The sequence below is a fragment of the Lactobacillus sp. ESL0791 genome (genome assembly GCF_029433255.1).
Classification (GTDB): Bacteria; Bacillota; Bacilli; order Lactobacillales; family Lactobacillaceae; genus Lactobacillus.
The window spans coordinates 2,110,676-2,137,124 of record NZ_JAQTHU010000001.1; the positions used below are offsets into that span (position 1 = coordinate 2,110,676).

29 protein-coding genes and 2 pseudogenes are annotated in these 26,449 nt (G+C 37.5%); 7 read left to right on the forward strand and 24 right to left on the reverse strand.

The features are described from left to right. Both PT285_RS10010 and PT285_RS10015 read right to left on the reverse strand, forming a co-directional pair. Complete coding sequence (locus tag PT285_RS10010; protein WP_277150201.1) at window positions 1-882, reverse strand: C39 family peptidase; 882 nt, start codon at window positions 880-882, stop codon at window positions 1-3. A gap of 19 nt (window positions 883-901) precedes the next feature. Then, window positions 902-1,651 (reverse strand): CAP domain-containing protein, encoded by a 750-nt coding sequence (locus tag PT285_RS10015; protein WP_277150203.1) that lies wholly within the window; start codon window positions 1,649-1,651, stop codon window positions 902-904. Window positions 1,652-2,158: 507 nt separating this feature from the next. On the opposite strand from PT285_RS10015, the gene PT285_RS10020 reads away from it, so the two are divergent. Continuing rightward, the gene (locus PT285_RS10020) at window positions 2,159-2,800 is read left to right on the forward strand and encodes a nitroreductase family protein (protein WP_277150204.1); all 642 of its coding nucleotides are present in this window, start codon (window positions 2,159-2,161) and stop codon (window positions 2,798-2,800) included. Window positions 2,801-2,872: 72 nt separating this feature from the next. On the opposite strand, the gene PT285_RS10025 is transcribed toward PT285_RS10020, so the two are convergent. The 16 genes and pseudogenes from PT285_RS10025 to PT285_RS10085 form a co-directional block, all read right to left on the reverse strand. Next, complete coding sequence (locus tag PT285_RS10025; RefSeq protein WP_277150206.1) at window positions 2,873-3,802, reverse strand: FAD:protein FMN transferase; 930 nt, start codon at window positions 3,800-3,802, stop codon at window positions 2,873-2,875. A 13-nt stretch (window positions 3,803-3,815) separates the two neighbouring features. Then, window positions 3,816-4,604 carry a tyrosine-protein phosphatase gene (locus PT285_RS10030; protein WP_277150208.1) on the reverse strand — a complete coding sequence of 263 codons (789 nt, stop codon included), beginning with the start codon at window positions 4,602-4,604 and terminating at the stop codon, window positions 3,816-3,818. An 84-nt stretch (window positions 4,605-4,688) separates the two neighbouring features. Next, a complete protein-coding gene (locus PT285_RS10035) occupies window positions 4,689-5,237 on the reverse strand; it encodes an NADPH-dependent FMN reductase (protein ID WP_277150210.1) in 549 nt (182 codons plus the stop codon). An 11-nt stretch (window positions 5,238-5,248) separates the two neighbouring features. Further along, a complete protein-coding gene (locus PT285_RS10040; RefSeq protein WP_277150212.1) occupies window positions 5,249-5,788 on the reverse strand; it encodes an NADPH-dependent FMN reductase in 540 nt (179 codons plus the stop codon). 80 nt (window positions 5,789-5,868) lie between these two features. Continuing rightward, entirely contained in the window at window positions 5,869-6,489 is a 621-nt protein-coding gene (locus PT285_RS10045) for a TetR/AcrR family transcriptional regulator (protein ID WP_277150213.1), read from the reverse strand. A gap of 120 nt (window positions 6,490-6,609) precedes the next feature. Beyond that, on the reverse strand, window positions 6,610-6,831 hold the full coding sequence (locus PT285_RS10050; RefSeq protein ID WP_277150215.1) for a hypothetical protein: 222 nt from the start codon (window positions 6,829-6,831) through the stop codon (window positions 6,610-6,612). A 234-nt stretch (window positions 6,832-7,065) separates the two neighbouring features. Continuing rightward, window positions 7,066-7,791 carry a hypothetical protein gene (locus tag PT285_RS10055; RefSeq protein ID WP_277150217.1) on the reverse strand — a complete coding sequence of 242 codons (726 nt, stop codon included), beginning with the start codon at window positions 7,789-7,791 and terminating at the stop codon, window positions 7,066-7,068. A gap of 271 nt (window positions 7,792-8,062) precedes the next feature. Next, window positions 8,063-8,204 (reverse strand): annotated as a pseudogene (locus PT285_RS10060) (IS3 family transposase); the annotation flags it as partial. An 8-nt stretch (window positions 8,205-8,212) separates the two neighbouring features. Beyond that, a complete protein-coding gene (locus tag PT285_RS10065) occupies window positions 8,213-8,974 on the reverse strand; it encodes a helveticin J family class III bacteriocin (RefSeq protein ID WP_374211495.1) in 762 nt (253 codons plus the stop codon). Between the two features lie 63 nt (window positions 8,975-9,037). Then, complete coding sequence (locus tag PT285_RS11470; protein WP_374211474.1) at window positions 9,038-9,265, reverse strand: hypothetical protein; 228 nt, start codon at window positions 9,263-9,265, stop codon at window positions 9,038-9,040. A 168-nt stretch (window positions 9,266-9,433) separates the two neighbouring features. After that, the gene (locus PT285_RS10070; RefSeq protein WP_277150219.1) at window positions 9,434-10,636 is read right to left on the reverse strand and encodes an SLAP domain-containing protein; all 1,203 of its coding nucleotides are present in this window, start codon (window positions 10,634-10,636) and stop codon (window positions 9,434-9,436) included. A gap of 398 nt (window positions 10,637-11,034) precedes the next feature. Then, on the reverse strand, window positions 11,035-11,139 hold the full coding sequence (locus tag PT285_RS11475) for a hypothetical protein (protein WP_374211475.1): 105 nt from the start codon (window positions 11,137-11,139) through the stop codon (window positions 11,035-11,037). Further along, window positions 11,123-11,257, reverse strand: a complete 135-nt coding sequence (locus PT285_RS11480) for a hypothetical protein (RefSeq protein WP_374211476.1) — start codon at window positions 11,255-11,257, stop codon at window positions 11,123-11,125. Before PT285_RS11480 ends, PT285_RS11475 begins: the two co-directional genes overlap by 17 nt. Window positions 11,258-12,158: 901 nt before the next feature. After that, window positions 12,159-12,833, reverse strand: coding sequence for an ABC transporter ATP-binding protein (locus tag PT285_RS10075; protein ID WP_277150221.1), 675 nt, complete (start codon window positions 12,831-12,833; stop codon window positions 12,159-12,161). Window position 12,834: 1 nt separating this feature from the next. Beyond that, a complete protein-coding gene (locus PT285_RS10080; protein WP_277150222.1) occupies window positions 12,835-13,896 on the reverse strand; it encodes an ABC transporter permease in 1,062 nt (353 codons plus the stop codon). After that, window positions 13,865-14,419: a TetR/AcrR family transcriptional regulator gene (locus PT285_RS10085; RefSeq protein WP_277150224.1), complete on the reverse strand. Its 555-nt coding sequence runs from the start codon at window positions 14,417-14,419 to the stop codon at window positions 13,865-13,867. Before PT285_RS10085 ends, PT285_RS10080 begins: the two co-directional genes overlap by 32 nt. A 523-nt stretch (window positions 14,420-14,942) precedes the next feature. On the opposite strand from PT285_RS10085, the gene PT285_RS10090 reads away from it, so the two are divergent. Both PT285_RS10090 and PT285_RS10095 read left to right on the forward strand, forming a co-directional pair. Continuing rightward, entirely contained in the window at window positions 14,943-15,839 is an 897-nt protein-coding gene (locus tag PT285_RS10090; RefSeq protein ID WP_277150226.1) for a proline iminopeptidase-family hydrolase, read from the forward strand. 14 nt (window positions 15,840-15,853) lie between these two features. Continuing rightward, window positions 15,854-17,482 (forward strand): peptide ABC transporter substrate-binding protein, encoded by a 1,629-nt coding sequence (locus PT285_RS10095; protein ID WP_277150228.1) that lies wholly within the window; start codon window positions 15,854-15,856, stop codon window positions 17,480-17,482. A 229-nt stretch (window positions 17,483-17,711) separates the two neighbouring features. On the opposite strand, the pseudogene PT285_RS10100 reads toward PT285_RS10095, so the two are convergent. Continuing rightward, a pseudogene (locus tag PT285_RS10100) lies at window positions 17,712-18,711 on the reverse strand (mannitol-1-phosphate 5-dehydrogenase); the annotation flags it as partial. 14 nt (window positions 18,712-18,725) lie between these two features. Between PT285_RS10100 and PT285_RS10105 the strand changes: the two are divergent. Together PT285_RS10105 and PT285_RS11485 are read left to right on the forward strand one after the other, a co-directional pair. Next, window positions 18,726-19,154 carry a hypothetical protein gene (locus tag PT285_RS10105; protein WP_277150229.1) on the forward strand — a complete coding sequence of 143 codons (429 nt, stop codon included), beginning with the start codon at window positions 18,726-18,728 and terminating at the stop codon, window positions 19,152-19,154. Further along, the gene (locus PT285_RS11485) at window positions 19,130-19,402 is read left to right on the forward strand and encodes a PTS sugar transporter subunit IIA (protein WP_374211477.1); all 273 of its coding nucleotides are present in this window, start codon (window positions 19,130-19,132) and stop codon (window positions 19,400-19,402) included. The genes PT285_RS10105 and PT285_RS11485 overlap by 25 nt, the downstream gene beginning before the upstream one ends. Window positions 19,403-19,526: 124 nt before the next feature. Here the strand turns inward: PT285_RS11485 and PT285_RS10110 are convergent, their stop codons facing one another. From PT285_RS10110 to PT285_RS10130, 5 genes are read right to left on the reverse strand one after another with little or no spacing between them, the layout of a single operon-like run. Further along, entirely contained in the window at window positions 19,527-20,348 is an 822-nt protein-coding gene (locus PT285_RS10110) for an alpha/beta hydrolase (RefSeq protein ID WP_277150231.1), read from the reverse strand. Between the two features lie 6 nt (window positions 20,349-20,354). Then, window positions 20,355-21,152 (reverse strand): alpha/beta hydrolase family protein, encoded by a 798-nt coding sequence (locus PT285_RS10115; protein ID WP_277150233.1) that lies wholly within the window; start codon window positions 21,150-21,152, stop codon window positions 20,355-20,357. Window positions 21,153-21,160: 8 nt separating this feature from the next. Further along, window positions 21,161-22,003, reverse strand: a complete 843-nt coding sequence (locus PT285_RS10120) for a PTS system mannose/fructose/sorbose family transporter subunit IID (RefSeq protein WP_277150236.1) — start codon at window positions 22,001-22,003, stop codon at window positions 21,161-21,163. Between the two features lie 5 nt (window positions 22,004-22,008). Further along, complete coding sequence (locus PT285_RS10125; protein WP_277150237.1) at window positions 22,009-22,767, reverse strand: PTS sugar transporter subunit IIC; 759 nt, start codon at window positions 22,765-22,767, stop codon at window positions 22,009-22,011. Window positions 22,768-22,783: 16 nt separating this feature from the next. Then, complete coding sequence (locus tag PT285_RS10130) at window positions 22,784-23,284, reverse strand: PTS sugar transporter subunit IIB (RefSeq protein WP_277150239.1); 501 nt, start codon at window positions 23,282-23,284, stop codon at window positions 22,784-22,786. Window positions 23,285-23,503: 219 nt separating this feature from the next. Between PT285_RS10130 and PT285_RS10135 the strand changes: the two genes are divergently transcribed. Next, a complete protein-coding gene (locus tag PT285_RS10135) occupies window positions 23,504-25,963 on the forward strand; it encodes a sigma 54-interacting transcriptional regulator (protein ID WP_277150241.1) in 2,460 nt (819 codons plus the stop codon). A gap of 71 nt (window positions 25,964-26,034) precedes the next feature. Further along, entirely contained in the window at window positions 26,035-26,433 is a 399-nt protein-coding gene (locus tag PT285_RS10140; protein WP_277150243.1) for a PTS sugar transporter subunit IIA, read from the forward strand. The last annotated feature ends 16 nt before the right edge of the window (window positions 26,434-26,449 follow it).

Below are 26,449 nucleotides of genomic sequence, written 5' to 3' on the forward strand. Positions count from 1 at the left end.
TTAACGAATTACAACAGCACGACGCCGACGCATTTTGTCGCTGAATACATGCATGAACTGTGCAGTTGAAACCCAAAATGTTTTACCTGACCATGATTTTTTCATATATGGATCCGCAACAAGAAACTTTCCACGTTTATAACCAACCAATGCCAACACATGATAGGGACGCCCATTTTGATAGTGCCATGAGCCCGCTGTAACGACCGCATTTCCATGCTTAATCTCGGTAATCAGCTTAGCTTTCGATGCGCCTGTAATATTTGCAGCATTTTTATCATATTTTTTTGCATAAGCCGTTAGCGGTTTAGGATAAATAGTCCAAATAACATTATTGGGACTCTCTTTATACGGGTTGCCGTCAAAGCCTTTATTAGGATTAGCGTTCCGCGGCATGCGCGCAATAATGGTTTTCAGCTTAGTATGACAAGCAATGCCTTTGACAGATAATGCCATTTTAAGACTAGCCGCTTCACAGGCATTTGGTGCATATAATGGATAAAGTTGGCTAGTATACGTATAAGGCAAAATATACTTTTTAGGCTTAATCAATGCTTTACTATTTAGCCATCCGTATACATGACTCTTCCGACTGATTTTAAAATATCTACCTGTTTTAGTTACCACAACTTGATCCATTTGCACTAATTTATTACGAAGCTTTACCGGCTTGCCTACTGCCTTTGCTCCTTCTTGAAAAGGAGGTTTTGACCACAATTGATAATTACTGTTCTTAACAACACGTGAATTATACGTACGAGCTGAATAGATAACCGGTATTTCATCTTCAGCAGCATGGGCCTTGCTCGTCACGCCGACAAGCAAAAACACCATGCCTATTACAAATAATAAACTGTACTTCCTAACTTTTTTAATCTTCAATGTTTATCCTTCTTACATATTAATTGGACAGATCTATTGCCGTCCTAACCAGACCTTCCTTTGCCACCGTCACTAAGCCAATACCAATTTTAGTGTAATTCTTATTAAGCAAATTATCACGGTGACCCCAATTTGAAGCTGCATCGTCATAAATATATTTGTAAAGATCTAACTTAGCAATATCGGCCGTCGAAATCTTCTTCCATGTCCGATAACTGTTATAAGGATGAAAAAGTAATTTTGAACTTACCTTGGTAATCCCCGCCGTTGAAACCGCTGCTTTATTCTTGATCCCTTTCTTAGGATAACGATAATACTGAAAATCGCCATGCCCTTCTTCACTAAGACATTCCCCAGAAGCTGTCGGATTAATACCAGCGTTTTTGAAGTATTTAAGATAGATTGTCTGCCCTGCCTTATCAGTGTGACTGTAGTTATCTTTTAATTCAGCAGAGCGCGCCTGGGTTGCCGCATCATAATTTGCTTTTTCTTTTAACGGTTTGATGTTGCGTTTAGCTCGTTCTTTATTAAGCTCCTTTAAAAAAGTAGCACGATATTGCGCCAAAGATGCATTTTTGATTGCCTTTTTGGCGCGTTTATTTTCCTTACCCATTTTTTTGAATTCTTGCTGATACGAAAGCTGCGTTGTTTTACTCTTAGCAGACACCTGCATAATTGAATTCGGCATAACAGTGGTCACTAGTAGCCCACTACACAGGAAAACACTCACTAACACTCTATTTAGCCTGCGGTATTTATTCTCTTTCATAATTTGTCCTTCATTTATCTAATTATTAATTACATATTTATGATACCATTCAAGCAAAATAAAAACGATCAGTTTTTACTAGACACTTTTTCTTCCTCATAAATTAGCAACTACAACGATTAGATGACCAACGTCGCTGCTCATAATAATTATTTTGTGGTTTCTGATTGCTTCTATTACCAAAACAGTAGCTAACTTTATTACAGATTTGGTTAAAGCAAGTTTACATATTTAACGCCCCTGCTGGTATTGCGGATGCTGACTGTACAGCTGTTACGCCGAGAAACACCGCAACAACCGCTCCTAAAATAACTTTAATTGCTTTTTTTATTAATCTGTCCTCCTAAACTTCCAGCAAGTCTATTCTTTTTCAAAATTATACGTCAAGTTCAACCTATCTCATTTTCAAAAAAATCCTAAAAAAATTCATTTTATTAATGTAATCGCTAACAAATTACTGTAAAATTAATAGTGAAGAAAGTAGCAATATTAAGAAAGTGTGTAATTATGAAAAATAATGATTTTACTGATGTAGTTCAAAACCGTCATTCCGTCAGAACTTTTGACCCAGATGTTAAAATTTCCCACGAAGAGTTTAAGCAGATGTTTGCAGAAACTATCACGGCACCTTCTGCTTGTGATCTGCAGGCATGGCATTTTGAAGTGGCCGACACGCCTGAGACTAAAGCCAAAGTCAGAAAATACATGATGAAGTTTAACTACCCTCAAGTGGATACGTCTTCAGCAATCGTGCAAGTCTTCGGCTATGTTGACGCCTATAAATCATATAAGGCAATGTGGACCAAGACTTACGAGGAAGGTAACATTACCAAAGAAAAGTTGAACGAAATTTTAGGTACATTCCTACCTCTTTATGAAAACGGCGACTATCAATTACGCGCTACCGACGCAATTGTCGACAGTGCACTTGCTTCCATGCAATTTATGCTGGTTGCCCGCAATCATGGTTATGATACTAACCCAATTGCCGGCTACGACACTACTAAAGTTGCGGAAACCTTCGGTCTTGACGCTAAACTTTATGTTCCGGTAATGGCAATTGCTATCGGCAAGAGTAAGGAAACTCCAGAAACACATACCAAGACTGTACGTTATCCTGTAGAACAAATTTACCATTTTGCAGAATAAATATTAATATTTTATAGTTAAAAAAAGCCTTACGTTTATTGAAACGTGGGGCTTTTTTTATATTTAATTACTCTATTTTGCAAAGTTGTCATAAACAACCCGACCATTATCGTAGACAAACACGGCCCCGACTCGGTCAGGATCATCATGCCAATTGGCAATCGGCTTGCCCGCGAAAAATAGTCGTTTACATTCAATCTCCGCTTCCACCGAATCTTTCGTGAAGGTCGTTACACCAGCAAGTTCAGTCTTTACTGGATAGCCAGTGCGCGGATCAATCAAATGGTGATATTTGTGCCCATCAACAATTAAGTAACGTTCATATGTCCCGCTAGTGACGGCAGAGCAGGCCGAAACCATAACAGTAGCAATATTCTCGCCGCGCGGTTCCTTAGGATCCTGCACGCCAATCGACCACTTACCATTTTCGCGTTTAGCCGAATTACCAACAAGCAAAACATTGCCGCCAAGATTGATAATTCCGGAGGTAACACCATAAGCCCGCCACAAATCACGGATGCGATCGGCAATCCATCCTTTGGCAATCCCGCCGAGATCTAATTCCATCCCTTTTTTAGTTAAAAAGACCGATTGATTGTGGTCATTTAATTCCACATTATAGGGATCAATCAGCTTCATTTTTTCTTTGATCTGGTCATCGCCAGGTACATGTGCTCCTTTAAATCCAATCTGCCAGAGCTTGACAACCGGGCCAATCAAGGCATTGAAGCCAAAATTTTCACGGCTTTCCTTCACAGCCAGTTTAATCAAATCATAGGTGCCGCTGGAAACCTGAACCGCGTGGTCACCAGCCGCATCGTTAACGTCCATGACCTCTGAGTGCTCACGGTTGACAGTTAGCAGGTCTTCATAGTGATCAATTAAATCTTTGGACTCATTAATCAAAAAATCATCGGTTGTCCCAAAAATTTGCAGGGTAATCGAAGTCCCAAGAGCACGGTGGTAGCCAACTGCCTGTTTAAGCGCTAAATCTTTAATCATATTATCTTTCATCTTACTTTTCTAAATATAACTCCCGTAAAGTATTCTTCATCCCGGCAGTTATGCCAAGCTGGTTTTCAACGTAACGGTCAAGGCCGCCAAATCTTTTCTCAATTGTGATCAATGTGGTATCCAAAAAGGCATCGGCAACCGACCCCAAAATGCGCATGTTAGCCCGGAAACACATGTTTTCGCCTCTTGCCTTAAAAGCCGCATCCCGCTTAGCCCTATAATCATTCAGCATGTAATTAGAATACAAGTAATCCTGCCTGATTGTTTCCAGATCAACTCCCAAAACATACAAAATCAATGCGGTTACCAAACCGGTACGATCTTTCCCCTCAGAACAATGATAGAGAACCGCACCCTCTTTTGTTTCTAAAAGAAGCTTAAATATCTGCCGAAAATTATTTTGTACTTTTTCTCGCTGAACGTAGATTCCGTAGCGTTCACACATTTTGCTGATTGCCACATACTGATTACGGCGATATTCCGCAAAAGCTGCTTCTGTATCGACGTTTCCTTTTACACTACTATCAAGTACAATCGGCAAAGAATAATAACTGACGCCCGCAATCTCCTGGTCGGGATCTTTACGGCATTCATTTGGCGACCGCAGGTCAATTACTTTTTTCAGTCCATAATCAAGCAAAAATTGGCGATCACTTTTACTTATACTACTAATTTTACCGGTTCGAAGTAAACGGCCGCTTTTTATCTTGTGACCTTGAAAACCAACATAACCGCCTAAATCACGCGGATTACGGACAGACTTTACTGGTAAAATAACCGGATCCGACATTTATTCAAGCCTCCCTTGACAACAAAAATAACCGAATAGTCTCCTACTCGGTTATTTTACACTCTGCTAGATAAACTGGCAAAATTATTTATATGCTTGTTCAACGAACTTAATGAAGTTGTTCATCATGCCGTCAATTTGGCCGACAGCAGTTTCATCAGTCAATTCGCCTGAGTCTTTATCAAACTTAGAAGCAGCATTACCAATCAGCACTTCATTGCCTGGCAAAACATTGGCACTCATATCTGGTGAAAGTAAAATCTCCCGGATATCTTCTTGTGCACGGCTAGTTCCCTGAACACCATACGAAGCACCTAAAACTGCTACAGGCTTCATCTTCATCACATTAGGGCCAGCATGTGAACCTAACCATTCAAGACTACTCTTAAGGGCGGCTGGAATAGTATGGTTGTATTCCGGTGTCGTAATAATAATTCCATCAGCTGACTTAATATCCTCAATCCATGCCTTGATTGAATCATCAGCCATTTGCGTTCTGCAGAATGGCGTTAATCCATCTACTTCTTTGACTTCAATATCAGCCTTATCGCCATAATGCTTTGCAACAAATTGTGCTAAAAAGCGATTGTATGAAAAAGATGCATTTGTTCCAACAATTACTAATAATTTCATGATTGCCCCTCCTATTTAGTAACCTGTGCGTACCATGAATCAACTTCATCAAAGAAGTGGTCCAAAAACTTAACAGTACCTTTGTCTTTCAAATCACCATTCTCATCAAATTGCTTAGGTGCAGTGCCCATCATGAACTCATCACCATTGAAAACACGTGCGCTAAAACCAGGGGCAGACAAAAGGGTCTTCAGGCGGCTCTGTGAACGCGAAGCCCCTTGCGGCATCGGTGAAGTAGAGATGATTACAACCGGCTTATCCTTAAATGGGTGCACGCTGCTAGACAGCCATTCAAGCGCACTGCTCAAGGCACTTGTAACTGAGTGCTGCTGCTCAGGTGAACCAATCAAAACTAAGTCTGCATCTTCAACATTTTTAGCTAATGCGGAAACTTCCTCGGTCATTTCAGTATTTTCTTTATACATTGGCAAGCCCTTAACTGTAGCAGCCGTAAAATCATACCGATCAGCAAAATGTTTGCTAACAAAGTTAAGTAAAGCTTCATTAAACGAATTATTGGCATTTGAGCCAGTTAGTGCAAGGATTTTCATAAAAAACCTTCCTTTCAAATATTAATCTGAGTACATTATATCTTATAATATACTCGTTTACATAAACTTATGCCCCAAATTTAGGCATCATCAGATTGGGTAACATTGTCATTGTCTTCAAATAATTTTACTTCCTTATTAGGATTCAAATTATCATTAACCGCCGCGTCATGAATGGTTGCGCTTAAAACATTAATAATCTGTTTTTGACTAAAAGTAGCTATCTTATTAATAATTAAAGAAGCCATACCAACAGTTGTCACCCAATTAGCCACCACAATGTTTTGAATTTTTTCATCATCGTATTCAGCATCTGGAAATTGCTCCTTAAACTTTTCCGCACCCAAACTTCTTAAGGTATCGGAAATGATTTTGCTGCCAAATTTGCCATCAACGAACATGGCTTTAAATTGCTTAATATGTTTTTCTGCAAAATCAATATAGGCTAAATCTAAATCAATTAGCGGTTTTCCCGTAAATTCCTTTTTAAGCGTTTTGGTTTTCAACGTATTGGAAATGCGTCCAAGTACTTCATCGCGTAGTTCTGTCATGTTAGAAAATTCTAAGTATATTGGCTGGGTTGAAAAATTCCCCGCTTTAGCAATGCTACGTGCTGTCAAACTCTTAATTCCATTTTTAATTGCCATTCGATAGGCAATATCTAGGATCCTATTCTTACCAACTTCTTTTTTTCTTGCCATTTAACAGACCTCGACTAAAATTAACAATTGCCATTTTTATTATATTTATAATATATCTCTTGAATTACAAATTCAATAATTAAATAACGACTTTTTATTTTTACTTGAAATCCTTCAATTCTAATCATTCATTTTCAGAAATTCATCGTACTGAGTAGACACCATATCAATAACTGCTTCCTTGCTTAAACCCTGAGCTGCGCAAAAAGAAAAGAAAGAAGCAGATAAAATATAGCCACGTTCACGATCATCTGTTAAATTTTCTGAAAACTGCATATTTATTTGGCTATTTGTATAGTCCATTGATAATTCAATTGATTTGTTTTCCGGTTGCTTTGTCATTTTTTACCTCATTTAAAATAATTTGTAGTAGACTCTCATAATTTTTAAATTACAATTAATTATAATCCAAGAATAGACAGCATAAAACTAAAACTTGTGAAAAAGTAGTGCATATTTCATTTCAAATTTTAATCAGTAATTGTCATTTATAACATAAAAATTAATATCGTTAACAAAAATAATGAAGACAAGAACTCAATCTTTCTCCATTATCAATGGAAAATTTTTAAAATATTATTGATCGATTTTATTTAACGATTCTAACCCTTGTAGTGCTAGAGCCAGGCGCGAAAGATAACCATGCCAATTATTATCATCTCGGCCAGCAGTGTATTTTGCATCATAGATAATGAAAGAAACCGCTACATACCTAACAGGAATGCCGGCGTTTCTACAGATTCCAGGCCATTCTGTATCCGTCAGCAGTTCCGATGACTGCTGCAAGATTGTCTTGGCAGCTTTTTTGCCTAAAGCACAGCTGCCCGCGGTGATGTCCAGATTTTTAATCTTAAAGACTTGGCTTGCGGCTTCATTAGTGATTGCCTCCGTGCGCTGCCAAGTTTCTGGATAGGCAGCAAAGCTGGCAAAATCTCGCCCAACAATTAAAAATTCATTTGTTACGTCTAGCTGCCTAATAAAATTGGCAAAAACAGCTTTATCCTGCATAATTGCTACAACCACTTTGTCAAAATCACAATAAAAATAATTAGTGGTCGTTTTGGAATCCCCAAGTGCTAATCGCAAAGCTTTTCTTCTGGCATCGGCTGCGCCTTTTTTAGGAATAATCTGGTAAGTAAAAGCAGTTTTGCCAGCAAAAGCCTTGGCGATTTCGGGCGCTGTCACATCACTTATTGTCAGATAAATATGCACAAAAACGTCTGTAAGTTTTTGAATAATTTCGTCTAACTGCTTTGGAGCTATTTCTAATTTATTAATTGTTGAAAATAAAACTGACCGCATTTTGATCTGAACCCCATAACTAGGACAGATTATTAAACTTTATCTTAGGACTAGCCGTGTCTGGGAAAAAACTAGATACTAAAAGCAAAAATCCGTTAGAACCTTCAAGTTCTAGCGAATTTTTCATATACATTCTGTCCCAACCTTGATATCGTTAAATCACCACAATGCAAAAATAAAAAGGTTGACTTTGCATGTATCAAAATTATATCACAGGTCAAACTTCTTTGACACTCATAAAGTGTAACATAAAAGTTAGACATTTTTAAATTTACATTGTTGCTAATACACGATTTTGGTATTCTACTGGAGTCGTGTATTTTAATTTATTTGATCTTAAGTCGATTAATTGCTTCTCGCTTCATTAAGTTAAAGATTGTCTCACCTGGGGCATTGTCATGACAATTTCCTTTATCTTTACTTAATCAAGCCTAAATTCAAGTGTATAGATTCGGTGTCGATTTGAGGTCAAAGACCCCTTAGCTTTATCGTGATATGAGACTGTTAAATAAAGGTTATTAGTAGCGCTACTTCCAGCATCAGGATCAGCTACTTGTACACTTTCAAATTCAGAAATGTGATTAGATACATCCATATTTAAGCTAGAAAGATCAGCCATTTGCCACTGACTAGAATCTTTAACACCCCACGGTATTCTATAAATATATCTATAATGTTGAACAGGATTCCCTTTTTTAGGCGCAAGCTCACTAGAAATAAAAATATTTCCAGCTTTGTCAATATCATATCCCTGAACTGAATCAATAATTCCTCTAGCATTTGTTTCACTATTAGTTGTAAAACCTTCAACGACAAACGACGCTAAACAGGTTACCTCAGGGTCTGAAAGTTTTACAAGAGTTCCAGCAGGGCCATCAAGCCAACTATTAATCATAGGCAGATAATATAAAGTAAAATATCCTGTTCCTACTGTGTCAATAGTTGCAATAAGTAATTTTTGATAATCAGGGGACACGGCTGCTTCTGTCCTCATCATAGTTGCTAAATCTTCATAATTACAGCCATGCCCAGGAACTCCGTTTCGAGGTATATTCCAGCCGGCACTATCTAAGTTAGATAAACGGCTTAACTCAGTATGCTTCTTATAACTTCCAGCAGAATACTTTACTCTAGCAATTTGAATATCCCAATAAGTTGTATGAGGTCCATCATTATCATATATTGTATAGGCTCTTGGCTTAGTACCAACAAACCAATAGCCTGATTTGCCAGAAAACTCCCAAGTTTATGTATGCCCACCTGCAGTATTAGGATTACCTGCCAAATAAAGTTGCGGGCTATCTGTGATATTTCCAGTAGCCTTTGATCCTTTGTAAATAGCTGTATTAACTTGCTTATTCAGTAACTGTAAAGCATATATATTGCTGCCAGTAACATTTCCCTTTTGCACTACAACATTATGAGGTACTGTAATATTTTGATATGATTTAATTTTCAAATTCATTGGTATCATATTTTTTTAACTCTTTCTTTACTCTAAACATTATTTTTATTTTGATTTCGAAATCTATTATCATATTATCACTCGAACATGTGTTTTGCAAACACATGTTCACTTTAATAACAAACAAAAAGCACACAATACTGATATAGTATGGTACTTTAACTTATTTAATAACTTTTATTTTTCGGTTAACCTATTAGCAAGTTCATTCAACCTCTGAACTGCTTTTTCTAAACTCCATGTTGCCTGCTTAACAGCTGCAACTGATACCGTATTAGAATTTAAAGCTGTTGTCGCTTCACTTACGGCATTATCATATTGCTGTTTAGCGTAAATATCACCTTTAATGTACACTGGAGTATCTTTAAATAAACTATATTTGTTCAATGCCTTTGTTAGTTCTTCCTTGTCGGCTGCAGTAGCAGTTCTAATATCTGCTTGTGCTTCCTCAGCCGTATTTACTGGCTGCAATTTTATCCCATACATATAACTTGTTCCACTAGCTTTAAAAAAGCCTTGCGGTGCGGGATCAGTCAGCTTAGTTCGATAGAATAATTCTGCACGATGTTCACTCGGCACCCAAATATAAATAAGTTCATCAACATGATTTTCATGATCTTTGCCAATAAATTGGTATTCTCCAGGTATCTTATTTCCATTAATATCGTATAAATCAGAGTTAACATTAATATTTATTTGCGGATAGTTACTGTAAGGCAATAATGCTTGCCCAAATTTTAGTTTGAACCAACCATCAGCCACAAAATTATTTGTTCCCTTGATCCTATAAAAAGTTGTTGCCGAATTACCACCACTTGTTATTGTTTCAATTAAATCTTCATCGCTAGTCTCACGATCAAGAATAATTTTTTGCCCTTTTTTCAAATATTTACCAGTCAATTGGAGATATTGGTTAGTGATCGGTGCTTTGCCAATAGCCGTAGCGCTCCCAGAATTCTTATAAAGAGTTTGTTGCCCATTAATGCCGTCAACATTAGCAACTTTAATATAGGCGCCATGACCAACACTGTAATACTTTTTCCCTTCAATCGTTTTCCATGGTAAATAAAACCAATTCCACTTATCATCATGAAATGAATATTTATAGTTAGTCGGATCGGTTATCGGTTTAGCCTTATCAGCAAATTTAATAGGGGCTGTATTTTTTCTAAAGAAAGCTTTTTGTCCTTGATAGCTCCATAATCTTTGCCCTTTTTTATTATAAAGATAGGCATTATGAATTAGGCGTAATTTACCTTGCCCATTATTAACTGCTTTTGCTGCTACACTAGTTGCATTAACTGCAGCAATTGAAACAGCTGGCGTAATGGCTAAAATAGCAGCAGTTAGTTCAAATATAAATTTCCTATTTTTACTCATTAAAATCACCTCAAGATTGCTCTGATATTTATAACTAATTTTAATTGTAAAGATAGTCATTGTCTAATAAATTCTATTATCATAAATTTAGATGTCTCTTGTTTAAATAGGGTATGCTCTTTTACTCATCCATTGTTTCGTAATAAAATTAGTTTGTTAGCTGTTCAATAAATTAAAAATTAAATAGGCAGTAATTCACATTAGCGACATCTCACACCACCGTACATACGGTTCCACAAATTCTACACTCTTTGAATTGTCTCAAGCAGCCCGACTAGTGAAACTAGTTTCCGCTGCTTGAGACTTTTAGTTGTTATGGTTTATTAACAATGCCTTACTATGCACCGTGTGCCAATAACCTTTACGCGTGTTGGCAAAGGTCTTCGCTGGGCTCTTGCTCAACCTAATCTGACTAGAGCTTTCATTCTGGTGCCTATATTCTTCCATTGCTTCCAAATATATTGCCTAATACGACTACGCAGCCATTTATCTAGATTGATCAAGAAACCTTTTTAGCTTTCCAATGGAATAATGCTGTATCCAGCCACGCATTTTTCGCTTAATCCCTATCAAGATAACGTCAAGCTTAACTCCGTGGTTAGGCTCAGTTAACCTTTTCAATTCTTGCTTGATCCGCTGTTTAGATTTCTGATGTAGCCTAGGGTAAGCACCGTTCTTGTCTACTCCTAAGGTAAAACCTAAACTTCAACCTCAATGGTGAACCTACCTTTTGCAACAGTTTCGCGTAGTATTGGACTTTAGCTTGTTGGGCAGCCTTATCCACTATTACTGGCCTTGTAGCCAATTCTTGTTTATCGGTTCAACAGTTTGCCTTAGGCTTTAAAGAAATTCTTCCTTTTAAGTTACGAATTGTCAGAGTAGCAGTAGCTTAAAATACTTATGAGACTTTAATTACTAATTTGTCAAAAACTGATTTTACTACAGTTAATCTTAAAGGGCTGCTGTATCACCTTTGCTGGGGAATTGAAACTTCTTTTAGAGAGCTTAAATATAGTTTAGGACTAGCATATTTACATTCCCAAAGAATAGATCTAATCATGCAAGAAACTTATGTTATTAACGTTGTATAATTTTACTGCTCAATTGGTAAATAATACTGAATTGCCAGCTAAAAGTGCTTGTAAGCATGATTATCTAATTAATTTTACTAGAGCAAAGCAGATTTGTCGTAAATTTATTAGAAATAGCACAATCTCGGTGTCAAAACTACTTATTAAATATCTTTCGCCAATTAGACCTGGCAGAAAAGCACCACGAAAGCTACGAGCACATTATTTTAAAAGTTTTCTTTATCGAATCGCATAAAAATTCATAAAATTATGTTGGGCTTATTTAGTGTACCTTAAATTAATAAAAATGATAGCTACCTACTTGCTTTTAATCAGTATAGATTAAAAAGAGCTGCAACTTTAAAAAATTGCAGTTCTTAATGCTTAACTTAATGACATTGACCAATTTTTGGGTTCAGATCAAAACGTCAAAGAGAGCATTATTCGTTCTTCTATTTTTCTTTTGTCATTCTGCCATCCATCATTTCGTAGATGTGATCGGCATATTTTTCTAGACGTTTATCATGCGTAACCAGCAAAACAGCTTTGTTACGGTCTTTAGCTAAAAAACTGAATAACTGACCCACTTCATCAACATTTTTACTGTCAAGTGAAGCCGTCGGTTCATCGGCCAGCAATATTTCCGGATTGGCATAAAGTGCACGGGCGATTGCCACCCGCTGCTGCTGCCCGCCGGATAATTCACCCGGATATTTTTTCACCAAGTCAGCTATCCCCAGCTGTTTAAGCAGAGCCTGAAAATCCGTTTGGCTGATATTATTCTGTTTCTTGACCTTATCAACCAATTCAAATTGCTCTTGAACAGTTAAGAAGGGAACCAAATTATAGGCCTGCAAGACAAAGCCGATTTTATTCAGCCGTAGATTATTACTCTCCTTAGAAGACAAGGACGAAATATCTTGGCCATTAACCAAAACCTCACCCGAAGTTGGTTTTTGGAGGGACCCCGCAATCGTCAAAAAAGTACTCTTACCAGCGCCGGACGGTCCCATGATTAAAACCACCTCACCTTTATTTGCGGTGAAATTGACATCCTTCAGAGCCGCAACTTGTGCGGAACCCTTGCCATAAATCTTCTGGACATTTTTTAATTCAATTACTGCCATCCTATTCACCTATTGCCTTTGCTGGATCCACTTTCAAAATCGACCTAATCGGAATCAAGCTGCCGATAACCCCTGTTAAGAACATGCCGACCGTTCCGCTGATAATAATATTAGGAGTAAAACTCATCGGCACCGCTGCCGGCAATGCCAAGGCCGTCAGCCAGGTCGCAATCAAACCGATTGCTACGCCGACAATCACCAGAATTAGTGCCTGGCTGATTGTCGCGTTTACCAATGTCTTGCTCGGAATTCCTTGAGCCCGCATCACAGCAAAATTGTGCATCTTCTGCATTGTTAAAATGTACAGAAAAACGGCAATAATGATTAATGAGATGACAAACAGGAAACCAATCATTAACTCAAAGGTCATATTTTGTGCAGTATAACCCGGCAGCTTTTTGATAAAAGTGGCAATCGGATAAGTTTCCGCATTTTCATGGTTATAATTATAACTGCTTGACCGCGAAACAATTGCCGAAGCCTCCATATTGGGCATTTCCTGACGCAGTTTTTTCCAAGTAGCTAGTGAGCCATAAATAATCGGAGCAATATTGATCTTAGCATTCTTAACAAACCCAACAATCTCATACTTACCTTTAGTTCCGCTCAATTCCAGTTTATCGCCCAGTCTATAGCCCTTAACTTTAAAGTCCTGGTCAACCGTGACTTCAGAATTGGTCTTGGCCCTCCTGCCGCTGATTAATTCCTCTTTTTGATAAATAAATTGGTCGTGTTTAATACCTAAAAATTGGGCTGAAACTGACTGCCGCTTGCTATTTTTGGCAACAACCGCCGTTTGCCCCACCAGCGCCTCATTTTTACCAATTTGAGCATCCTTCAAATCCGTTTTATTCAAAATCGATTGGTTCATGCTCACATTTGAATTTTTGTTCAGTACAACATTTTGTGCACCCCACGAATTCAATGCCTGCGTATTTTCACTTGCCAAACCAACGGCTAACGATGACAAAATAAAAATCAGGTAACTGATTAAAAAAATCATCAAAATAATTAGACCGTAGCGCAACTTTTCACGCTTGATTTCTTTTATTGCTAAAAACATTAACGCTTCCCCTTTTTAAAATCATTAGGCTCTCCTTAAAGCGCGCTAAATCATTGTCCTTATTTTTCGGATCTGTAAAAACCAACCTGATTACATCATGGCTCAAAACCATTGCTGTCCAGATTTCTGCTGATAAATGGTGCAGCTTAGCCAAATTTTTATATGCATGCGGCAGTACACTCTCATTATAAAGAATGTGCATTCTGATTAGCGGCGCATACTCACTATGCTCAGTCTGATCAAGAAAGTTTACCACCTGCTCATAAAAGATTTCCGGCTGAAAGGTATCGGTGATTTTTACATCAGTATGTATTTTACTGAGTGCTATCCTATAAAGGTAACGATATGCATCAATAAGGTCAATGAAGTATTTATAAAAAGCACCACGAGCAATTCCCGCATCTCTGACGATGTGCGCAACCTCAGCGTCCTTAAGCGGGTATTGACTGAATTCTTTCAGCAGAGCAGCGGTTACGCGCTGCCTTTTTTTCTCCGGTAAATTTATAAAAGTTTGTTTGACCATTTTACATTCGCTCCTTTCGGTGACAGAACGTCACTTTGCAAAATATTACTCTTCAAGTGACGCAGTGTCAATTTTTATGCAATTGTATAAGCTACTCATACGATTAGACATTTTTATTATTAAAAAATATTTTTTAATAATTTTTACATATTCACTAAAAAAGTATTTGACAAGGTTTGAAATTAGTTTTATCATCAGCATTAAATAAAGATGATAAAATTAAAAAGCAACGATAAAGTAAGTAAACACGAGTTTTTGCTTAGCGAACCTGGTTTGGTGCAAGCAGGTGCAAAGGCTGGTTGTTGAATATCACTTTTAAGCTGCAAGCTGAAAAATAGTAAGCATTGCCGGCATGCACCCGTTATCCTCGCAGCAAATCGCAAGTTAATTGCTGTTTGTGAAAAGAGGCTTTTTTATAAAAGCAAAAAACAGGTGGTACAGCGCCGATCGCACCCTTATTTAAGATTAATTCTTAAATAGGGGCGCTTTTTTATTATCAAAAAATAAAAAGGAGAACAGAAAAATGACAACAGGAAGCAAAATTTTAACTTTAGACAATGGATTTCACTTATTTACCCGGACTGTGGGAGAAGGCGATATCAAATTATTATGCGTGCACGGCGGCCCCGGCAGTAATCACGAGGAATTTGAAAATTTTGGCGAAGAATTAGCCAATTATCACGTTCAGGTCTCCATGTATGACCAATTAGGATCTTTTTATTCCGACCAGCCGGACTTCTCTGATCCCGCTAACAAAAAGTACCTCACAATTGATTACTACTTATCCGAATTAGAAGAAGTACGGCAAAAGTTGGGACTCGACAATTTTTACCTATTGGGCCATTCGTGGGGCGGTTTATTGGCACAAGAATATGCCTTGAAATACGGCAGCCATCTCAAAGGATTGATTATCATGAGCATGGTCGACAACATTCCCGAATATATCACCAATATCAACCGTCTGCGCGACGAGATGTTTTCCAAATTCGAAGTTGATTACATGAAAGAAGTTGAAGAGCAGGAACGGTTCGACGATCCCAAATACAACGAACTGGTCGTTAAACTTTATAAAGTTTATGTTATGCGTCACCCCGAAAATTCAGGCCGTCATACTGTTTCAACCAATGCCACCCCTGTCTACAACTACTTCCAGGGCAACAATGAGTTTGTCATGACAGGCATCCTAAAAGATTGGGACCGCCGCGCGGACACGCACAAGATTACCAACAAGACCCTTTTAACTTTTGGTGATCACGATACTATGCCGCTAGATGCAGCTGAACGGATGCACAAAGAAATCAAGCATTCACGCTTTGTCTTAACACCAGATGGCGGGCACTGCCACAGCGTTGATAATCCTCAGGCCTTTTTCCAAACCCTAGGCGAATTTTTAACTGATGTTCAAACTGGACGATTTTAAGGAGAAATTACATTATGAAACATAAATTATTCTTGCCGTTAGTTTCCAGCCTAGCACTGGTTTTTCTAGCTGGTTGCGGCAGTAATCAAAGCAAAACAACCAGCAGCAATAACGCAGGTCAGCACATCACATTAATGCAAACCAGTGACCTATTGTCCTTAGATGTTTCTGAACATGCCGATTTAACCACCTGGAACACACTGGAAAATTCAATGGAAGGCTTATACAAGTCAGACGGCAAAAATCAACCAGCGCCAGCAATGGCAACAAAAGTGGTTAAGCCGACCCACAATGGGCTTACTTATACCTTTCATTTACGTAAAAACGCGAAGTGGAGCGATGGCGAAAGCGTGACTGCACAAGATTTCGTTACATCTTGGCGGCGGTCCGTTTCACCCGATTCCAAGTCAGGCTATAACTACATTTTCTCCGGAATCGAAAACGCCAATGATATCACCAGCGGAAAAAAGCCAGTAAGCCAATTAGGTGTCAAAGCTCTAGATGCAAACACGCTTCAAGTTCAACTGGAACACCCAATGCCGTATTTCAACAAAATGATGGTCATGCCCGCCTTCTTCCCAGAGAACCGAACTGCACTAAAGAAGTTCAAGTCCCGTTTTGGCACCAAATCGCAATATTTTTATTACAACGGGCCGTTTAAAGTTACACAGTGGGATGGCACCAATGACAGCTGGGTCTTGAAGCCCAATAAGTATTATTACGCCAAAAAGCAGATTCACCTAGCTTCCCTGAAGTATCTGGTCGTTAAGGATGCAAACACGGCGCACGAATTATTTGAGCAGAATAAATTGGACGATGCAACGATCACTGGCGTAACCGCCAAAGAACTGCAGGGTGCCAAAAACTTGGTTCATGAACGTAAAGCCGGCAACTATTATCTGCGGGTCAACCTGCGCGGTGGTCGACCATTAACAAACAACAAAATGCGCCAGGCAATCAACCTATTATTAGACCGCAAAGCATTAACCAAAAACATCTTGGCCGATGGTTCCCTGCCCGCTTATACTTACACTTCCAAAGACCTAGCCGTCGATCCAACCACTAAGAAAGATTTTGCCACCGAAACAATGCCTAAAGAAATTTACAATGTTGCTAAGGCAAAGAAGCTTTGGCGAAGTGGATGTGCTGAAAGCCACCTAACCAAAACGGTTAACCTAGAAATTCTAGGCGATGACCAAACAATTACCAAAAACGTTGCTCAATTCCTGCAAGATGCCTTGGAAAAGAACCTGCCTAAAGTTAAAGTGACCATCCGCAATGTTCCCGAAAAAACAAGTTCCAGCGAATCCCATGCCGGCAAGTTTGACCTCGGACAGACACTGTGGCTGGCAGACTTCTCTGACCCTATCAGTTTCATGGGTATTTTAACTAGCACTAATCCCCAAAATTACGGTCAATATAAGGACAAGGAATTCGATGAAGAATACCAAGCAGCCAGTTTGACCAGCTCCTCTAAGGTTTATTGGCAAAAGATGCGGCAATTGCAACAGCATTTAAACCAAACAATGCCGGTAATTCCGCTTTACCAAATGGTCGAAAGCCACTTAGTCAATCCTAAATTAAAAGGCGTGCTGCGGCATCCAGTCGGTGAGGATGATTACACACGCGCCTATTTGAAATAATTTTAAAATATTCTCTAACTAAAACAGATGAAGAAAAATTTTTACCTGTTTTTTAGGCTGAATGTCAAATTAATACTTGACATGCTATAAGAAATTCTGTTGATGAGAAATAAGGCAATTGCGCTTAAAGTATTTTCTTTATCTCAAAAACTAGAAAAGTCTATCATTACAAGTTTTTAACAACTTACAATGATAGACTTTTTCATATATTAACTTAAAAATATTTTCTTTACTTCTTAGCTTTCTGATAAGCCACAGCGATTTCATTGACCAATTCTTGATCATCTTTTAGACCTGTCGTGGCAACAATCACCTGATTTAGGTCCTTATCCCGCAGCATCTCCTGCAATTTCTGACTCTCGCTGTCACTTGGCTCATCAAACAAATAAATCCTGCCGACAGTTTCAACCAAAGCACTGTAATCAAGGTCGCGTTCTTTCAGCTCCCTGATCGGCCGGATGAACCGTTCATCGTAGCCAAGCTTGCGGATTGGTGTCCTGCCCACCCGAGCAATGTCATCCGAAATATACGGATTCTGAAATCTGTGCAGAATCTTTTCGTGGTAATCTTCCAGGCTCTTTTCCGTAAAGATTTCGTGCCACTTACTGAAAAGAAGCGCCCGTGTTTCACTCAAGACCTTTTTAACCTGCGTCAAAACCTGCGGATCCTTAATCGCATCCCCAATTGTTTTGTAACCTAGGTTCTTGCCGGTATAGGCAACCGTGGCGTGCCCAGTATTGACAGAAAACAATTTTCTTTCAATATACGGTTCCAAATCTTCCGCATAAGCAACACCTTTAAGCATGATCGCTTGATTTTTCATCTGGCTCTTGTCAATGACCCATTCCTTGAAATCTTCAACCGAAACAAAGAGCGGATCATCATGATGCTGAATCGGCACAATCCGGCCAACAGCGGCATTCGGGAAACCAATATACTGGTCAACTTTAGGTTTGATTTCTTCATCTAAATGACTGTAGACATCTTCCTTTAAGTGCTGCGAGCCGCCGATCATGTTCTCACACGCAATCACATCCAGCAGTTGTGATCATGTCGGTTGTTTTAATCGCGTTGATCACCTTTTCCGGCTCCTTGCCGTTATTAATCCCGTCAACGTTCGTCACGTGGATCTGCTTCTTGCCCGGCGCCGCTAACTCAATCTCATATTCACCGCGCTTATTCAGCTCGCCAATAATGGTCTCATTGACATCAACGAAGCCAACACCGAAGAAGCAATAATTTTTTGATTCAGATGCAATTGCAGCAATGGTTTAACAACACTCTAACAATTGATTTTTTAAATATTTTTAAATATAACAAAGATTTAGCAAGCAAATATTCTCTTGTTTTATCGACAGAAACTAAATTCGTTCAACAACATCCGAATGTCATCTTAATAGACTTATTTCCAACAGAAAACGATCGTCTTAAAATTAAGAGCGCTTTAACTAAAAATGTAAAAGCAGAAGAAATTTTAAACTTTTTTGATCCAAGTCTATTCTTCTGTGGTAATGTAAAAAACAAAGATGAGCTCTTAAAAATTTTATGCGCAAAAGTAGAAAAAATTTGTCCAACAAATAATCAATTAATTAAGTCTGTTCTTATACATGAAAAAAAGTTGATTCTTATTTTGGAAATCAATTTGCTATGCCACACCCTGATGAACAATTAACTAAAAAAAGTTATATTTGCGTAGGTATACCAAAAAAGGCAATAGTATGGAACGAAAACGAAAAAATCAAAATAGTATTTTTAATATGTATCAATAAAGACAATTCGACACAAAAGGCTTTAAAAATTTGGCAATATCTTTCGTATCTTATTAAAGACCAGTCACAAGTAAATAAAATTCTAAAAGATTCAACTTACGAAAGTTTCATGAAATCAATTATCAATTTCTATAAAAATGTTGATAATTAAAATACAAAAGGCAACTTAAAACAAATAGCCTTAACAGAAATTTTCCTTCTGCTAGGGCTATTTTTTTCAGTTAAATTCTATTTACATTATTCAAGCAGCTAAAGTTTACGCGCTATCTTGTAACTTAACTCTTATTAAATTGTTCATTAACCCAAGTTGCAAATAAACTAGGCCAAATCTGAACCTCAGAATTAATATCTATTTTGTCATGACTAGTTTCAGAGGTAGCTAAGCTAATGCCATGACGACCAGTAGAAAATATATGTAATGCAAATGGTATACCATGCTGACTCAAGGCTTGAGCAAAAAGCAGACTATTTTCAACAGGTACTTGTGCATCAGATACTGTGTGCCACAAAAAAGTTGGTGGTACAGCAGAATTCACTTGTTTTTCCAAGGAAACCTTTTCCTTATACTTATCATAATTATCTCCAAGCAATGTTCGAAAAGATTTAGAATGTGCATAGCGTCCACTACTTAGCACGGGATAGCCTAACATTAAGCCACTAGGCTTCCATGCGTCTGCATTACCTTTCAATTCCGCTTGTAAAAAATGATTTTTCCAAAAAACTCCTAAGCTTGCAGCCAAATGACCGCCAGCTGAAAATCCAGCAACAATAATTTTATTAGGATCTATCATCCAATTTACACAATTATCTCTAACTGTTTTAACTGATGCAGCTAATTCATACAAAGATTGCGGAAAAGCGCCACGCGTAACAGTATATCTTAATATAAAAGCATGAAACCCTAAACTATTCATTTTAATCGCTACAGCTTCGGTCTCTCTCTCAGTGATATAACGATAACTTCCACCAGGACAAATTAAGATCGCAGGTCTTTTACGCGAATTATCAATTTCAGAAAAATTTTCTAAAATATAAGTGGTCAAAGTTGCGCCATTTCCTCTATTACCAATAGTAATTGGTATAGTTTTATGTATCATGATTTATCATATCCTTTTAAGTGGCAAGGATTTTAAATATTGAAATAAGCTTTTGTCCCAAAAGTCCCAATCATGATTGCCATCACTCTCCAAATATTTATACTGAATCTTTGGATAAGATTGGACAACCTGTCTAAATTTCTGATTAAAATTAGTGATGGGATCTTGTTTCCCGCAGAATTGATATAACTTAGGTAAATCTTGCTGCGATTTTTCTTTTATTAAACCTGCTAAATCATTAATCGAATCTTTTAAATTTAAATCCTCACCCATAGCTGCTTGTCCGATATTGCGAAATGAAGCTATATTTTTGTGATTTAGCTTATGTAAAACCATCTCATCAGAAGCTTGAAAATAATCTTGCAGATCTAACACACCTGAAAAGCTGGCAGCATTACTAAACTTTTCGGGATAATTAAGTGCCCATTTAAATGCACCAAATCCTCCCATTGATAGCCCAGCAACAAAATGATCCACACGATCTTTAGATATTGGAAATAAGCGGTTAATGACATGCGGAAGTTCTTCAGTTAAGAAGTCCCAATACCTTTCTCCATAAACCATATTAGAATAAAAGCTTTTTTCAAATTGGGCACTAACGACGATTAACTTATAGGGTTTTACCCATTGTTCAACATTACTGCGACGTATCCACTTTGTATGATCGTCTCCAACACCGTGAAGCAAATACAAAATTTGAAAATTATCCCATTCTGACAATTTAGCTGGTTCTGGCGTTATCGCATATAAAGAAGTAGATTTATCTAAAACACCTGATTTAAAATCAACATGAATTAAAGCCATTTTCTCTCCTAACTTAAAATTCCAAAGCCACCTAAAACTAAACAAATAACAATTAATAGTAACATTACCCTAGTAATATTTTTATCAACTTTATCTAAATAGAAATAAACACTGACAACAACTATTAATGGCAAAATCCCAGGAGCAATTGCATCTAAAATGTTTTTCTGTACAGCTAATGTTTTAACACCTGTAACAATTTTAAGAGGAGTTGTCACTTTAACATATGATGCAGCTAAGCCACCCATCATAAATAGACCCATAACACTGGCCCCATTAATCAACTTATTAACAGCGCCGCCAGATAATACCTTTTCAACTGAAGCCATCCCGGATTTATAACCTAAGTGGAATAAAAAGTAGCTTTCAATCAATGTAACTACCATAAAAATCAGCACCGGTAAAATACCGGCAATACCATTTCCTTGCTTAGCTACAGGGATAAATAAACTAAAAATTATTGGTAGCCACATTCCCCAATCAATTGTGTCACCAACACCTGCTAAGGCTCCCATCAATCCAGTTTTTGTACCAATAATCGCCTCATCAGGAACCTCAAGTCCCCTAGATTTTTGTTCTTCCATTGCAAGTGTAATTCCAGGAATCAATGCACCCCAATTAGCACTAGTATTAAAGAACTGCATATGTATTTTCAGAGAAGAAATAAAATCTTCTTTTTTAGTATATAGTTTTTTCAATGCGGGCATTAAAGATAGTCCAAACGAAACACCTTGCATACGTTCAAAGGAATGGTTCGTTTCTGCAAAAAGCCACCATAAAAGCCAAGACTTATTTAGATCTCCCTTTGTTAAGACACTTTTTTCTTTATTAGTTGAAGTTTGATTTTCCATATTATTTATTCCTCCTTTGTCTTCGATGTAAATGTTATATGCAGATATGCTAAGAATAAACCTATCAAAGCAATTTCAAGAGTAGGTATTTGCGTGTATTGAACCAAGAAGAAAGCTGCCAAAAAATACGGAAGCAATTTTTTCTTGCCAATTTGTTGAACAATGACAGCAAAACCAACTGCTGGCAAAACAGCACCAGATAAATTCAATCCATTCAAAACAGCTTGCGGAATTAGATTTATTAAGTGCCCAATTTGTGTGGCACCAAAGTAAAGAATTATTGCCATTGGAACAGCATACAATACCAATTTAAACAAAGTCGGATACACAACCGCAGTCAAATAGACTCCCCTTGTATCTCCCTTATCTACACTTTTATCAGTCCAGTTTGCCAAAAAGCCGTTAATAATATATTCGATATTATTAATTTGCGTACCTAATAATCCGATAGGAACAGCTAAAGCAACCGCAGCATTGATATTAGTCTTAGCTACTACAGCAATAGAGCAAGAGACTAAAGCAGCAATTGTCGGGTCTGCAGGTGCAGCGCCACCAGGCACTAACATTCCCAAATAAATCAACTGTAGAGCAGCACCTACTTTCATAGCAGTAGGAATATCACCTAAAACTATCCCAACCCAAAGAGCAGCAGGCAGTGGCGAATAGATAGTAGTAACACCAAAGGTATAGCCGAATCTACATCCGCGGAACCAATAAAACAATCCAATTAACACTGCTTGCAAAATAGTCATATGAATGGCCATAAAATAATCCCTCCTATTATATTAAATTCTTAAAATTTTTCTTAACAATTACAGATAAATCTGCTTCTTTCTCATCCGGTACACGTTGGAAAAATATCGCAACATTGTTTTTTTGAATTTCTAACAGGTCTTTTGCCTCTTCTTCGGATAAAGCAATGCTTTGATAAACCAGTTTTCTATCTGCATTTGAGCCGATACCGCCGATTTGAATCCTTTCAACTGAAAAACCTAAGTCAAATACTTTCTTTAGATTTTTAATAGTTTTAAATAGAACTAGTAATGGTGTATCACCAAAAGTATTTGCGTTAATCTCATCAACAAACTTTTCAGAAGAATAGGTTGCAACATCAATTCCTTTAGGTGCAGCAAGTTTAAAAACATTACTTAAATAAGAATTGGTGGCCAAATAATCATCAACAATAATAATTTTTTCAGCACCGGATTCATGAATCCATTTTGTCACCACCTGTCCATGAACTAATCGGTCATCTACTCTCAACAAAGATATATTTGCCATATTTAGAACCCCCCTTAATAATTAATAAAATTCATTACACCTAGCTTTTAGCAAAAAGTATGCCAATCTTTTAAGATTAAGCGATTTCACAATATTAAAAAATATTTACACCTACTGTATTAAAAGTGTATCAATCCAAGTTGCGAATTAAATTAAATTTGATACAATCTATTTTGAAAACGGTCACTATAAATATATATAATTAAATAAGGAGACAGCATGAACTTTTCTAGAAAAGATCGGATAAACATATTTATTGAAGAAAAAACTAAAAGTCTTCTTGAAAATATTCAGCAAACACAAGAAATTGGTATCAGCACAAATTATATTGCTGAAAAATTGAAAATAACCCGGTCAAACGTCAGCAAAGAATTAAACATCCTTTTCCGCGAACAAAAAGTACTCAAAATCAGCGGCAAACCAGTTTTATATCTGTCATTAAAGCCACTGCATGCGAAAATACCCGTGCAGAAAGAATATATTTTTTCTAAAGAGCAAATCAAACAAATGCTTGCTCATCCCAGCAGCCAAACACCTAGCAACGATATTTTTGATTCTTTGATTGGTTCTCAGGGCAGCCTCGAAAAAATTGTCGAACAGCTGAAATCGGCCATTCTTTACCCGCCGCACGGAATGAACATTATCCTGTCAGGCTCAACCGGCGTTGGAAAAACCACAATGGTCAATTATCTTTATAATTACGCCGTAACAGAAGGAACTCTGGCTAAGAATGCACCCTTAATTTCATTTGATTGTGCCGATTATGTTGATAATCCCCAATTACTGATGTCGCTTCTCTTTGGTTATGAAAAAGGAGCTTTCACCGATGCATCATCGACACAAGAGGGTCTAGTCAAAAAAGCCGAAAATGGTATCTTATTTCTTGATGAAGTTCACCGGCTACCGCCGCAAGCGCAGGAAATGCTTTTTCAGGTGATGGACAATCACGTCTTTCGCCGCTTAGGCCAAGTTGAAACAAACTCAATCGGCCCAATTATGTTTATTATGGCTACGACCGAAGACATCAAATCTAATTTATTGCGTACCTTCATTCGGCGGATCCCTGTTTCTGTCACCTTGCCTGATGTTGACGATCGTTTTCCTTCGGAAAAACTCGACTACATTTATCTTTTTCTTAAAGAAGAATCACACCAGCTTAAACAGCAGATCTTAGTTGACAAAGAGGTCATTTCTGCACTGTTAATTCATAAAGTGCCTAATAATCTTGGACAACTAAAAGTAGAAATCAAATTGGCTTGTGCGCGGGCATTTATGAAAAACCGCCGCAAGAGCTTGCAACCTCTGCCTTTAACTTTTAATGATCTGTCGGAACAAACAATCAAAGCCTATTTTGAAGAAAAAAATACGTCTGATATGCTAGTGCAGGATTTGATTTCTCGTTTACCAAAAATTACTAAAATTGATTATCAAGAAAATGATACATTTGATATTAATTCATTAACTGACAAAGCAATCAAGTCATTCGCTGAGCCGCAGTGGTTTAAAGGTACCAACAAAAATAACGGTTTAAAAGAGGCTTATCAGGAAGCCAGTAGTTTTTATCACCAAATTAATACCTTTGATGAACTTGACCATTCACAGGTAATTACCAAAATTATTGATTATAACGTTTATCTGGCAATTAAGACCACACTAACAGAATTACAAGTCAGTCTTGATAAAAATACGGTCCTAGGTTTGATGCTGCATATCAATACTCTACGGAACAAAATGTTTTCCAAACAGGTGCCGCATTATTCTAAAGATAATTCCACGCAAAAAAAATACCCGCAGGAATACAAACTAGCTATGGCAATTCGCAAACGATTAAACCAACTGCTAGATTTTTATATTCCTGAGGGGGAATTGATTTTCTTAACCATGCTCCTACACATGTCAAAAGAAGATACACATAACAGCATCGGTATTTTGGCATTATCACACGGAATCAATACCGCTTCCAGTATGTGCAACGTAGTAAATTCATTTCTTAACACTTCCCATGCCGTCGGAATTGACCTGCCCTTAGATAAAAGTACAGACAAAATTTTTAAACAAGTGCTTTCTACCATCGACAAGCTTGATCAAGGAGCTGGTGTCTTAATTCTCTCTGACATGGGATCATTATCGTTATTTGCCAATTTAATTCAAGAAAAAACCCATCATCAGGTGATGAATATCTCTCCGATTAGCACACCGATGCTGCTGGAAGCAACCAGAAAGTCAATGCTGCCAAACGCTAACCTTCAAGAACTGACTGATTCACTCGAAAAAGATTTCACAGTAGAACAAGAACCACAAGCAGTTCCGTCTTTTTCTGACCGGCGGATGATTGAATCGCTTGAACAATTTTTGTTGTTTCTTGATCCTAAAAAAGTTGTTGCCTTATTGCAAAAAGTTTTACATGAAATTCTTGCAGCCCAAAATGATCTGGAGGATAGCAATGAATTACAAATTAAATTTATTTTTCATTGTTCCAGCATGATTGAACGCGTAATAATTAAAGATCCGCTGCCTTACAAACACATCAAAGAATTGAAAGCGGCTGACGCAAAACTGTTCTCAGATATTCGCCAAGCATTCAAATTAGTTGAAAATACCTACTTTATTTCAATTCCAGATGCAGAACTAGCCTATGTCGTGGAAATCTTTGACACACATTTTTCCTTAAATCATTAGATACACTTTTTTTGGCACATTTTTTGCTACTAACACAGTAGAAAAGAAAACTAAGAAAGGAACAAACAACATTGATTAATTTAATTATTGTTACACATGGTAAATTATCTAAGGGCTTAGTTAGTGCAGCACAAGTGATCGTTGGCAAAACAGAAAATATCACAGTACATTCGTTAAATCCCGGCGATAATATTACTGATTTTGAAAAGCAAGTTAAAAACTCCATTATCCAAAAAATGAAAGAAGGGAATGTCTTAGTATTAACAGATATTCCCGGAGGAAGTCCCACCAATGTCAGCATAGCGGCGATGCAAGATTTAGATTTTGAATGTTTAACGGGAACCAATCTAGGAATGCTGCTTGAAGCTATCACAGCCAGAAGTTCGGCCACTGACTTTAAGAAATATGTTGAACAAGTGATGGACGCTGGCACAGCAAGCATTCACAATCTTAAAAAAGAACTGCAATAATATTATTAAGGAGGAA